The organism is Mucilaginibacter sp. P1_A3, from assembly GCF_056406855.1.
The window spans coordinates 355940-368131 of record NZ_JBFTZJ010000002.1; the positions used below are offsets into that span (position 1 = coordinate 355940).

Consider the following 12192-nt stretch of genomic DNA (forward strand, 5'->3'; position numbering starts at 1 on the left):
AGACTTTACAGGGCGAAGAAGCATGGCGAATAATAGATCCTTCACTATGTTCAGGATGACAAAACGTTCCTCTACACCATGTCATTGCGAGGAACGAAGCAATCGCGAACTTGAAAGGTTCCCGATTTTCACGTTGCACACGCAATTACATAATTTATAAATTTTGAACAATAAAACCATACTATGAAAAAATACATCTATCCAATAATTCTCTTATTAAGTACAGCCTCGCTAACCCAGGCTCAAACTAAAATATTTGATGGTAAAACACTCAAAGGCTGGAAGCGCCTCGCCGGTACCGCCGACTATAATGTAGAAGATGGGGCCATTGTAGGCACTACCGTTTTAAACTCTGGCAACACCTTTTTAGTTACTGAAAAGGAATATGGCAATTTTATTTTAGAGCTTGACGCGAAAATTGAAAGCAAACTAAGTAACTCGGGAGTACAAACCCGCAGTCACTACAATCCTGCCGGGCATGATGGTAAAGGCCTGGTTTATGGACGCCAGTTTGAAATTGATCCGTCTGATCGTAAATGGACAGGCGGTATTTATGATGAGGGCAGGCGTGATTGGCTATATCCCGTGGATTTAAACGCAGCTGCAAAAGATGCCTTTAAAGTCGGAGAATACAATCATATCCGCATAGAATGTATTGGTAACGAAATGAAAACATGGGTAAACGGCATCCCAACGGCCGATGTGGTAGATACCATTGATACAAAAGGTTTTATTGCCTTACAGGTACATGCTGTTACTGATCAGAAACAAGCAGGCAAAAAGGTGTACTTTAAAAATTTCAACCTGCAAACTATCAATTTAAAATCAAAACCCTTCCCTAAAGATGTTTACGTGGTAAATCTGCAGCCTAACAGCATCACGCCCGCCGAGAAGGCTGCCGGATGGAAGTTGCTTTACGATGGGAAAAACAATACAGGCTGGCATGGAGCAACCCTTAAAAGCTTTCCTGATCATGGTTGGGAGGTAGCTAATGGCACTATGCATGTGCTGCCTTCTGCAGGTAAGGAAGAATCTGGTGGTGGTGATATAGTTACCAACGAAAATTACAGCGCTTTTGATCTGTCGTTTGAGTTTAAGCTGACACCTGGCGCCAACAGCGGTGTTAAATATTTTGTTACCCTTAGCGAAGTTACCACAGGATCGGCCATAGGCCTGGAATACCAGGTGCTGGATGATAAACTGCACCCCGATGCAAAACTTGGCCGGGATGGCGACAGAACTTTAGCTTCGCTGTATGACCTCATAAAGGCCAATAAACAGGACCGTTTTGTTCATCCTATTGGCGCCTGGAATATCGGCAGGGTAGTTGTTTATCCAAACAACCATGTAGAACATTACCTGAATGGTGTTAAAGTACTGGAATATGAACGTGGTTCAAAAGCCTACAAAGATCTGGTAGCCTTGAGTAAATATACCATCTGGAAAAACTTTGGCGAAGCCCCTCAAGGACACCTGTTATTACAGGATCATGGTAACGAGGTGTTTTTTAGAAGTATAAAGGTTAAAGAGTTGAAATAGGGGCCACACAGGCCTTCTCAAGAGAGTTGGTGTGTGGATACGTCTTTTAAAATAAAAAAAAATGTCATTTCGACGAACAGTGGGGTGGCACGAGCAATGGGGTGAGGAGAAATCTTATATAAGCGACAAGCGAACATGCAAGTCGCATAAGATTTCTCCTCGTGCCTCGTTCGAAATGACGACGTTTTTAATACAAGAGGGGGGGGCCTTCTACAACGAACTCCTCAGCGTTACATTAAATGGCACTGCAAAATGCTCATGGCAATTGCTTAATGCATACTCGGCGGTTTTGCTGCCCATGAGCTTAAAATCGGTAGATATGGTGGTGATACCATCAAGTATGATCTCCTTAAGTGCAGTTTCATTATAAGATATTACCCCTACATCCCTGGCTACCTTGAGATCAGCCGCAATGATCTTTTTGATCAGGACAACCAGGTCATCTTCCATTAAGCTGATATAAACTGTATTCATTTTAATGGTTTCAGAGGCTAAAGAATCAACTACTTCATAATCAAAAGCATATTGGCGGCAAAAATTAAGAAAGCCTTTCAATATCTCTTTGGAATGATACGTTTTGCCTGGGAATATGAGCTTAATGGTGTGGTATTTGGTAAGCTTATCCAGTAGTTTTTTAAGTGCTTCATAAACATCAGATGCGAAATTCTCATAAATGGCCGCGAATTTTCCGCCTACACCAGGTACCAGGTTATCAAGCAATATCAGTTTATCTTTTGGAATGGTATTGATAATTTCGTGAGCTTTGGTTTCATTATCCAAAAAGTGTGGTATAATGATGTATTTGGCATAGTCGCTTTGGAAGCTCTCGGCAATTATCTTTTTAAAAAAGTAGAAGTCGTTGTTATAAATATAAAAATCAATTGTTGCCAGCTCACCGATGGTAGCCACAAAAGCGTCGTATATTATCTTCTTGTGAGCGCTTAGCTTATTGAAAAGTAAAAATATTTTTAACGGTTTCTGAAAATCGGTATTCGAGATAAAAAAACCTTTTCCCGGTACCGAGCTTACAATGCCCTTATCTTTCAATTCCCTATAAACCCGCTCAATGGTATTGCGCGAAGTATCCAGCGCAAAGCTGAGGTCATTGATCGATGGCAGCATATCATCTTTTACAATATCACCATTTTCAATTGCCCTGATAATGGCATTTGATAATTGAAGGTATTTTGGCGTAATGGAATACTCATCAATGGATAATATTTTCAGGTAATTTTTCACACTTATATAATTGGGCCTGGCACAAATGTAATATTCCGCATTTATATTTTTAATTTAAAAAGATAGTAAAGGATGGTTGATGACGGCGTGTTTTTACGTTGAAGGAACCAATAATTTCTTTGCCTGGTTTTCTCTCCTGGATCAGCGTAAAAAACAAAAACTAAATTAAACTGCATATGGGATCCATGTCTGGAGCTGTACCCCGGTTTATTTTATAACGAAGTATCCCGGGATATTTCAGCAATAGTTTTTTGTCTGAACCGGAATTTACCGAATTAAAGAATTTGCAGAATTTTAGAATTCTAATAATTCAACTAATTCGGTAAATTCCGGTTCAAGCAATTTTACCTGTCCTTCCGCTGAAAACTGTAATATAAATACCCCAATGCAGGCAGTATAAACATACTGCCAATCAGTAATCCGATGCCAAGATCATCAACGGTATTAACATTGGCATGATCGGTTAATAACGACATGGAGCTGCCGCCTTTAAAGATCACAAAGCGGGGGAAACGGCTTGCCCCAACCGAGATCAGGATCATGCTTACCTGGAATGCTGCCAATACCCTGATCCATTGACGGTTCTTTTTGTCGGATATGATAAACCAAAGTAATACCAACGATAGGATAGCTGCTATTACAGCTGTCAGGCCAATCGGATTGCCAAAAATCCACTTTGATAAGCCCACATGCTCAATATCCGAGGCTATGAAAACCAACCCGCCGCAAATAGCAGCAACAATGTTTGATACTTTTGCTTTTTTGATATAGCGTTTAATATCATCAACATTATCTGTTTCGCCTACTATATAAATAGCCGCAAGGAAACCGCAAAGTGCTACCGTGAAAAATCCAACGGCTACAGAAAACCAATTAAACCAACTGAAAATATAAGCATGCACAAAATCTTTTGCTGTGGGATCAATTTGGCCCGATAGCGCGCTGCCGGCAATAATGCCCAAAAACAAGGGCGTAACAAAGCTGGAATAAACAAACATGTGGTTATAAAATCCCTGTGTTTTTTCGTCCTTAATAGCATCGTAATTACGGAAGGTAAACGCGGTGCCGCGGGCAATGATCCCCAATAGCAAAATCAACAATGGAATATGCAGATAAGTGCACATTTCACTGTAAATATCCGGGAATCCTACAAAAAGAATCACCACGGTAATAATAAGCCACATATGATTGGCTTCCCATATGGGGCCAATGGCCTGGTACATGGTTTTACGGGTTCGGTGTTTATTATCGGTTGAGGTAAAAAGCTCGATAATGCCAGCGCCAAAATCTGCTCCCCCTAACAGGAAGTACAGGGTAATTGAGGCAAATAAAAAAAGGATAACAACGTATAACATAATATCGGCGGGTTAACGGTCGTACAATTCAGGTACCATTTGGATCTGTCTTTTCAGCAGGAAAATAACAAATACGCTTAGGGTAAAGTAAATAAAGGTGAACAGGTAAAAAGTATACTGGATGCCCGGCATTTTGGTTACTGCATCACTGGTGCGCATTACACCCTGGATGATCCACGGCTGTCTGCCAACCTCTGTAACTGTCCATCCGGCCTCAAGGGCAATAAAGCCCAATGGTGTAGCAACGATAAATAGTTTAAGGAACCAACCTTTGTTGAACCAATCTGTTTTTTTCCAAAGGGCAATAAAATATAGTATGCCGATAAACATCATCAGCGTACCAATACCAACCATGATTTGAAAAGCATAATGCATAATGGCGACGGGAGGCTGATCTTTTACCGGGATCTTATCCAGCGCATTTACTGATGTTTTAAAATTATCATGAACCAAAAAGCTCAGTAAACCCGGAATCTCCAGGCCATAATTTACTTTTTTTGCAGCGGTATCCGGTATACCGCCAATAACAAGCGGAGCATATTCCTGGGTATGAAAGTAGGCCTCCATTGCGGCAAGTTTAGCGGGTTGCCTTTTTGCTGCCCCTTTTGCAGATATATCGCCGCTAAACGGTTGTAAAATAGCTGCTGCTGCGCCAAATATGATGGCTATTTTAAATGATTTGGTATGAAAAGCAACGTTTCTTTTCCTGTAGATCATCAGCGCGTGGATCCCCGCTACCGCGAAACCGGTGGCCGAAAACGCCGCAATGGTCATGTGCAATGATTCAGAAAACCAAGCCTCGTTAAACATAGCCTTTAATGGATCAATGTTGAGGTATTTACCGTTCAAATAATCAAACCCGGATGGACTGTTCATCCACGCGTTGGCCGATACCACTAAAATTCCCGATGCTATTCCACTTATACCTACCACCACTCCGGTTACCCAATGGAACCAGGTGTTAAGTCTGTTCCATCCGTATAGGAAAAATCCAAGGGCAATGGCTTCAATAAAAAACGCAGTACCTTCCAAAGAAAATGGCATCCCGAAAATAGGACCGGCATGCTTCATAAACGAAGGCCACAGCAAACCAAGTTCAAATGAAAGCATAGTGCCGGATACTGCACCTGTAGCAAAAAATATGGCTACACCCTTACTCCAGGCAATGGTAACATTTTTGTAAACAGGGTCTTTAGTTTTTATCCACTTGTAATGCGATATGGCCATAAAAACAGGCATAACCATACCGATGCAGGAGTAGATGATATGAAAACCTAATGATAAGGCCATTTGCGACCTTGCTGCGATAAAATCATCCATAGTCGTGATATAAATTATGGTTGAAAGTTAAAAGCTATATCGCACAAATGTAACAGAAATGTTAATTGATATTGAATATGAATTAGCGGTTTTTTATTGTAACGTATTGTATTAGTGGATAGAATTTAGTAAAAGTGACAGGGAAAAGCAGGGCATTCTTCCGTTGAGGGGGCTGTGGTACTTGTTATTTGGCGGATATAGTGGAGAGCAGATCCCGCCATATGGCAATGCAATGCGCCCTTTCCCGGGCTATTGTGTGGACACCCAAAAAATGCAGCTTGCACCGTTAGGTGCTACCTGTTGTAGAAAAATATGCCATAAACCTTTGCCTCGGAGAGGCTACCCTTTTAAAGTTTATTTACCTTGTCAATTTAGGGTAGCACCTACGGCGCACATCCGTCTTCTGTCAATTATTTTCTACAAAAGGTAGCACCTAACGGTGCACGTTCGTCTTTTTTCAATTATTTCTACAAACAGGTAGCTCCTGACGGAGTATATATACTTGTGTATACACGGTTGCAAACTTGGCAGAAGAACAAAAATGCCCTCAAATTTTCCTAACCTTTAGCATTCCTCGCTGTTGATCCCCTGATGATCAACTCTGGCTTTATACTGATGATCTTTGGTTTAGCAGTGGTATCGGTATTACCCTTTTCCTGGAAGTACAGATTGGCAACGGTATTGCCCATATAAACACTAAACTGATCTATGGTGGTAATGGACGGACTGGTGATCTCCGAAAAACTTTCATTCGCGTAGCCGCAAACACCCAATTCAGCCGGTACTTTGATTTTCATGTCATTAGCTACTTCCAACACACCCAGGGCCGAGAAATCAGATGTGGAGGCAAATATGGCATCAGGAGGCTGGGGGAGTGTGAGCAGTTTGCGGGTTCCCTCGGCACCAAGTTCTTTTGTCCAGGCGTTTTCAACTATCAGCTCATCAATAACGGGAATATTATAATCTTTTAAGGCCCGTAAATAACCCACCTTCCGTTGTTTAAAAATGCTCAGGTTTTGTGGGCCTTCCAGTAGCGCTATCCGTTTATAGCCGCTTTCAATCAGGTGTGATACGGCTTCGTACGATGCCTGTTCATTATCGTTAATCACTTTAAGCGTTTCCAGTTCTTCGGCCACACGATCAAACTGGATAAGCTGGATGCCGTGGTCTATTACATTTTGAAGGTGCTGGTAATCATTTCCATCGGCCGATACGGATATCACAATACAATCCACATCCTGGTTTATTAAAGTGTTTACGCATTGAATCTCCTTATCATGCAACTCGCCCGATTGGCAGATAATTAAGTTATAACCCTTTTGATAAGTAGCTTCTTCAATACCTGCTATCACATTCGCGAAAAAATTCTGATTAATTCGTGGTACCACTACACCAATGGTTTTGGAATGTCCTTTACGCAAGTTGGAGGCCAGTATATTGCGCTTGTAATTTAACTCATCGGCAGTTTTGATGATGAGCTCTTTGGTTTTTTCGTTCACCTGGTTGCTGTTGTTCAGCGCTCTTGATACCGAAGAAGCAGTTATGCCCAGCTTGGCGGCAATGTCATAAATGGTGGTGCGTTTTACTTTTTTCATTATAAAGTGCAAGTTGGAAAAAAAAATTTACGCAATCGATTGCAATTTCAAATATTTCTTTAATTTCGTGGCGTTAAGTTACCAAAAAATAAACCTGTTTTAATGTTCATGTTAATAACCCAGAAAAAGCTATGTTGTTATTAGGGATCGATATAGGTACCTCGTCTGTTAAAGTTAGCGTTGTTGATGCTGCTACGCAACAAACTGTTGCCTCGGCACAATACCCGGATGAGGAATCGCCAATAAAAGCTGTACACCCCGGTTGGGCCGAGCAATCGCCGCTCATGTGGTGGGAACAAGCTCAAAAAGCTTTGGAAATATGCCATGCTAAAAATACTTACCATTCGCAGGATATCGCCGCCATAGGTATTGCTTACCAAATGCACGGTTTGGTTTTGGTTGATAAAGACCAGAACGTTTTGCGCGATAGTATTATTTGGTGCGATAGCCGCGCCGTAGAAATTGGCGATAAAGCGTTTGCATCCATTGGCGAAGAAAAATGTTTGTCGCACCTGTTAAATTCTCCGGGAAACTTTACTGCCTCTAAACTGGCCTGGGTAAAGGAAAACGAGCCCGCTATTTATGAAAAAATAGATAAGATCATGCTGCCCGGTGATTATATCGCCATGAAACTAACCGGCGAGATCACTACGTCTGTTTCGGCATTGTCCGAAGGGGTTTTCTTTGATTTTGTAACCAACAGCATATCTAAAGATGTTATCAATTACTTTGGCTTTGATGAAAGTTTGTTCCCGGTAATAAACCCGGTATTTTCATCACACGGAACCTTACTTGCTTCGGTTGCAGAAAAGCTGAAACTAAAAGCGGGTATCCCTGTAACTTATAAATCAGGCGACCAGCCCAATAATGCCCTTTCATTAAATGTATTGAACCCAGGTGAAGTAGCAGCAACCGCCGGCACGTCGGGAGTGATATATGGGGTGAGTGATCAATTGGCTTATGATCAGCAATCGCGCATCAATACTTTTGCGCACGTAAATTACACCGAAGAAGAAAAACGTTTGGGTGTATTATTATGTATCAATGGTACCGGCAGCCTGTACCGTTGGGCAAAATATAATTTCGGTGCAGGCTTAAGCTATACCCAGTTAAACAACGAAGCCCAAAAAGCACCCTTAGGCAGCGATGGCTTGCGTGTGCTGCCCTTTGGTAATGGAGCCGAGCGAATGCTAAACAACAAGCAGGTGGGCGCCCATTTTCAAAATATCGACCTTAACCTGCATACCCAGGCTCATATTTTTAGGGCGGTACAGGAAGGCATTGCTTGCGCATTCCGTTATGGGTTTGATATTATGCGCAGTAACGGCATGAATCCTACAGTTATCCGTGCGGGTAAAAGCAACTTGTTTTTAAGTGAGCTATTTACCGAAACTTTTGTAAACTCAACAGGTGTACCCGTTGAGTTATATAATAACGATGGCAGCGTAGGTGCGGCATTGGGCGCTGGAATAGGAGCAGGTATTTTTAAATCGCCGGCAGAGGCTTTCAGTAATACTAAGGCCATACAGTTAATAGAGCCCCATGCAACCCAACAATTTGAACCGGTTTACCAGGAATGGAAAGAACTTTTGGACGTTAGGTTAACGGCGGTTAGAGGTTAAAGGGGTAAAGGCGAAAAGTCAAAGGCAAAAGGTTAGAGGCAAAAGGTCAAAGGCAAAAGGTTAGAGGCGAAAGGTCAAAGGCAAAAGGTTAGCGGCGAAAGGTCAAAGGCAAAAGGTTAGCGGCGAAAGGTCAAAGGCAAAAGGTTAGAGGTCAAAGGCAAAAGTTAAAAAGGGAAAAATCAATAATTCATTAAATCAGTAAATCAATAATTAAAAATATGAGTATTATCACCGGAGAAAAGGAATTCTTTAAAGGAATAGGCGAGGTTAAATTTGAAGGCCTCGAATCAGACAATCCGTTAGCGTTTCGTTGGTACGATGCTAACAGGGTAGTAGCAGGCAAAACTATGGCCGAGCATTTACGCTTTGCGTGTTCTTACTGGCATTCATTTAACGGTAATGGTGCCGATCCGTTTGGCGGCCCCACCCACATTTTTGCATGGGACGAAAAAGCCGATGCTGTTGAACGTGCCAAAGACAAAATGGACGCGGCATTTGAGTTCATCACCAAAATGAACATGCCTTACTACTGTTTTCACGATGTAGATGTTGTTGATTATACCAATGATGTTAACGAAAACGACAGACGCTTACAGGCATTGGTGGAATACGCTAAACAAAAACAAGCCGAAAGTGGCGTAAAATTGCTTTGGGGAACGTCAAATCTGTTCAGTCACCGCAGGTATATGAACGGTGCTGCTACCAATCCCGATTTTCATGTACTGGCCCATGCTGGTGCCCAGGTGAAAGCAGCTATTGATGCAACCATTGCTTTGGGTGGCGAAAACTATGTATTCTGGGGAGGCCGTGAAGGTTACATGAGCCTGCTGAATACCGATATGAAACGCGAGCAAGAGCATTTAGCAAAATTTTTACATACAGCTAAAGATTATGCCCGCAAACAAGGCTTTAAAGGTAATTTCTTCATTGAGCCAAAACCTTGCGAACCTACCAAGCACCAGTATGATTATGATGCAGCTACTGTATTTGGCTTTTTGCAGAAGTACGACCTGTTGAACGACTTTAAACTTAACCTGGAAGTGAACCACGCTACTTTAGCTGGCCATACATTCCAGCATGAGTTGCAGGTTGCAGCCGATTCTGGTTTATTAGGTTCGATAGATGCTAACAGGGGCGATACGCAGAACGGCTGGGATACAGATCAGTTCCCTAATGATATCAATGAGATCACCGAATCGATGATGATTATATTGGAGGCAGGCGGCTTACAGGGTGGCGGTATTAATTTTGATGCCAAAATTCGTCGTAACTCAACCGATCCGGCCGACTTGTTCTACGCTCACGTTGGTGGTATGGATATTTTTGCCCGTGCTTTGGTTATTGCTGATAGCATCCTGCAGAAATCAGATTACAAAAAGATCCGTACTGACAGATATGCATCCTTTGATGCCGGTTCTGGAAAAGATTTTGAAGAAGGCAAGCTTTCATTAGAAGATTTGCGTACCTATGCAATTACCAATGGCGAACCTAAAACGCTAAGTGGTAAACAAGAATATTTAGAAAATTTGATAAATCGCTATATATAGCTTATAATTGTCAATCTAACATTATTAAAACCAATTTAACCAACCAATGAACCTGAAAACCCTCTCAATCGGCGATTATGCTGTATTTTTAATCTACTTTGTTATAGTTTCCAGCTATGGCTGGTGGGTATACAAGCGTAAGCATAACGCAGACGCGACCTCCAAAGACTACTTTTTGGCCGAAGGGTCGCTTACGTGGTGGGCAATCGGTGCTTCATTGATCGCATCCAATATATCTGCAGAGCAGTTTATTGGTACCAGCGGATCGGCATTTAAGATGGGCTTAGCCATATCAACTTACGAGTGGATGGCGGCCATTACATTGATCATTGTGGCTGTATTTTTTATACCGGTGTATCTTAAAAACAAGATCTTCACCATGCCGCAATTTTTGCACCAGCGCTATAATGGCACGGTAGCTATGATCATGGCCATCTTTTGGCTGTTGTTGTACATTGTGGTTAATTTAATGTCAATCCTTTACCTTGGCGCATTGGCTATCAGCGGTATATCAGGATTGGATATTCACTTGTGTATCTGGTTATTGGCTGCATTCTCTGTTTTTATAACCCTGGGTGGGATGAAGGTAATCGGTTATACCGATGTTATACAGGTTGCTGTGCTTATATTAGGTGGTTTAATGGCTACTTACCTTGCATTAACGCTATTAAGCGAAAAAGAAGGTACTACCGGCTTATTGAATGGTTTCAAAATCCTGCATACCGAAGCTAAAGATCACTTCCACATGATATTCAAGAAAGATAATCCAAACTATATGGATCTTCCGGGTTTATCGGTGCTGATAGGTGGTATGTGGATCACAAACCTTAACTACTGGGGCTGTAACCAGTACATTACGCAAAGGGCATTGGGTGCAAACCTTAAAACTGCCCGCGGTGGTATCCTGTTCGCGGCTTTTCTTAAATTGCTGATGCCGGTTATTGTAGTACTTCCGGGTATTGCTGCTTACCTGCTGTATCAAAAAGGTATGTTCCACCAGGAAATGATGAGTTCATCGGGTGTTATGGATCCTAATAAGGCCTATCCATCGTTATTGAACTTGTTGCCAACCGGATTGAAAGGACTTTCATTTGCCGCTTTAACAGCTGCAATTGTGGCTTCGTTAGCAGGTAAGGCAAATAGTATCGCTACTATTTTTACGTTGGATATCTACAAAAAAGCCATTAACCCAGGTGCAACCGATAAAAAACTGGTGAATTTAGGTAAATGGTCTGTTGTGGTAGCTATGGTATTGGGTATCATTTTATCCGAGCTTATTGGCAAGGCATTAATGGGCGAGGGTAAGCAAGGCTTTCAATATATACAGGAATATACAGGTTTTGTATCTCCGGGTATATTTGCCATGTTCATCCTTGGTTTCTTCTGGAAAAAAGCAACTTCAAACGCGGCCATGTTTGCTACCATCGGTGGTTTCATCATGTCGTGCTTCTTTAAATTGCTACCTCGTTTTGCCGATCTAAGCTTCCTGTCGCCATATGGCTTCTCGAAATTGGCCTTGCAGGATGATAAGGTAACCCAGCTTTATGAGATCCCTTTCCTTGATCGTATGGGCTTTGTATTCATCATTTGCGTTGTTGGTATGTATATCATATCAAAAATTGACCAGGCAAGAGGTATTACCACTAATGGATTGGAAATTGATGCATCTATGTTTAAAACCTCAAAAGGATTTTTGGCTGGCGCGTTAATTATAACAGGAATAGTTGTAGCGCTTTATTCTGTTTTCTGGTAGCAGATAGGATTGTTTAAATATTAAAAGAGCGGCGGGTTAATTTCCTGCCGCTCTTTTTTTATGAATGAAAATTTCTCTAAAGCTCGTTATGATATGTGCCGCCAGTTTATCACTGCTGTTACTTTCGCATTTCACGCAATCGTTATCGTAGATTGTTTCAAATAAGGCTTCCATCCTAAAATAATGATGTGTAATTTGCCCCTTACAAACTACAATACCATT

The 12192-nt window shown here is 41.7% G+C and carries 8 protein-coding genes; 4 read left to right on the forward strand and 4 right to left on the reverse strand.

Features of this window, described 5'->3' with window-relative positions; translation table 11 throughout:
* The first annotated feature begins 183 nt into the window (after nt 1-183).
* Complete coding sequence (locus AC1D0K_RS05635; RefSeq protein WP_477397005.1) at nt 184-1539, forward strand: 3-keto-disaccharide hydrolase; 1356 nt, start codon at nt 184-186, stop codon at nt 1537-1539.
* A gap of 210 nt (nt 1540-1749) precedes the next feature.
* Here AC1D0K_RS05635 and AC1D0K_RS05640 read toward each other — a convergent pair whose 3' ends face one another.
* The 4 genes from AC1D0K_RS05640 to AC1D0K_RS05655 all read right to left on the reverse strand — a co-directional run bounded on the left by AC1D0K_RS05640 (nt 1750) and on the right by AC1D0K_RS05655 (nt 7048).
* Entirely contained in the window at nt 1750-2778 is a 1029-nt protein-coding gene (locus AC1D0K_RS05640) for a GntR family transcriptional regulator (RefSeq protein ID WP_477397007.1), read from the reverse strand.
* Nucleotides 2779-3122: 344 nt separating this feature from the next.
* Entirely contained in the window at nt 3123-4133 is a 1011-nt protein-coding gene (locus AC1D0K_RS05645; protein ID WP_477397009.1) for a cytochrome d ubiquinol oxidase subunit II, read from the reverse strand.
* A 12-nt stretch (nt 4134-4145) separates the two neighbouring features.
* Entirely contained in the window at nt 4146-5453 is a 1308-nt protein-coding gene (locus tag AC1D0K_RS05650) for a cytochrome ubiquinol oxidase subunit I (protein WP_477397011.1), read from the reverse strand.
* Between the two features lie 557 nt (nt 5454-6010).
* Nucleotides 6011-7048, reverse strand: a complete 1038-nt coding sequence (locus AC1D0K_RS05655; protein WP_477441551.1) for a LacI family DNA-binding transcriptional regulator — start codon at nt 7046-7048, stop codon at nt 6011-6013.
* Nucleotides 7049-7179: 131 nt separating this feature from the next.
* Here AC1D0K_RS05655 and AC1D0K_RS05660 point away from each other — a divergent pair, with 131 nt between their 5' ends.
* From AC1D0K_RS05660 to AC1D0K_RS05670, 3 genes are all read left to right on the forward strand, one after another.
* Entirely contained in the window at nt 7180-8670 is a 1491-nt protein-coding gene (locus tag AC1D0K_RS05660) for a xylulokinase (protein WP_477397015.1), read from the forward strand.
* Nucleotides 8671-8888: 218 nt separating this feature from the next.
* Nucleotides 8889-10217, forward strand: coding sequence for a xylose isomerase (gene xylA, locus AC1D0K_RS05665; RefSeq protein ID WP_295711680.1), 1329 nt, complete (start codon nt 8889-8891; stop codon nt 10215-10217).
* A gap of 52 nt (nt 10218-10269) precedes the next feature.
* Entirely contained in the window at nt 10270-11970 is a 1701-nt protein-coding gene (locus tag AC1D0K_RS05670) for a sodium/sugar symporter (protein WP_477397023.1), read from the forward strand.
* Nucleotides 11971-12192 lie beyond the last annotated feature (222 nt).

Bases quoted from the DNA above. Each gene is read 5' to 3' on its own strand.
- AC1D0K_RS05660 (WP_477397015.1), top strand. From the start codon at position 7,180: ATGTTGTTATTAGGGATCGATATAGGTACCTCGTCTGTTAAAGTTAGC.
- AC1D0K_RS05635 (WP_477397005.1), top strand. From the start codon at position 184: ATGAAAAAATACATCTATCCAATAATTCTCTTATTAAGTACAGCCTCG.
- AC1D0K_RS05650 (WP_477397011.1), bottom strand. From the start codon at position 5,453: ATGGATGATTTTATCGCAGCAAGGTCGCAAATGGCCTTATCATTAGGT.
- xylA (WP_295711680.1), top strand. From the start codon at position 8,889: ATGAGTATTATCACCGGAGAAAAGGAATTCTTTAAAGGAATAGGCGAG.
- AC1D0K_RS05655 (WP_477441551.1), bottom strand. From the start codon at position 7,048: ATGAAAAAAGTAAAACGCACCACCATTTATGACATTGCCGCCAAGCTG.
- AC1D0K_RS05645 (WP_477397009.1), bottom strand. From the start codon at position 4,133: ATGTTATACGTTGTTATCCTTTTTTTATTTGCCTCAATTACCCTGTAC.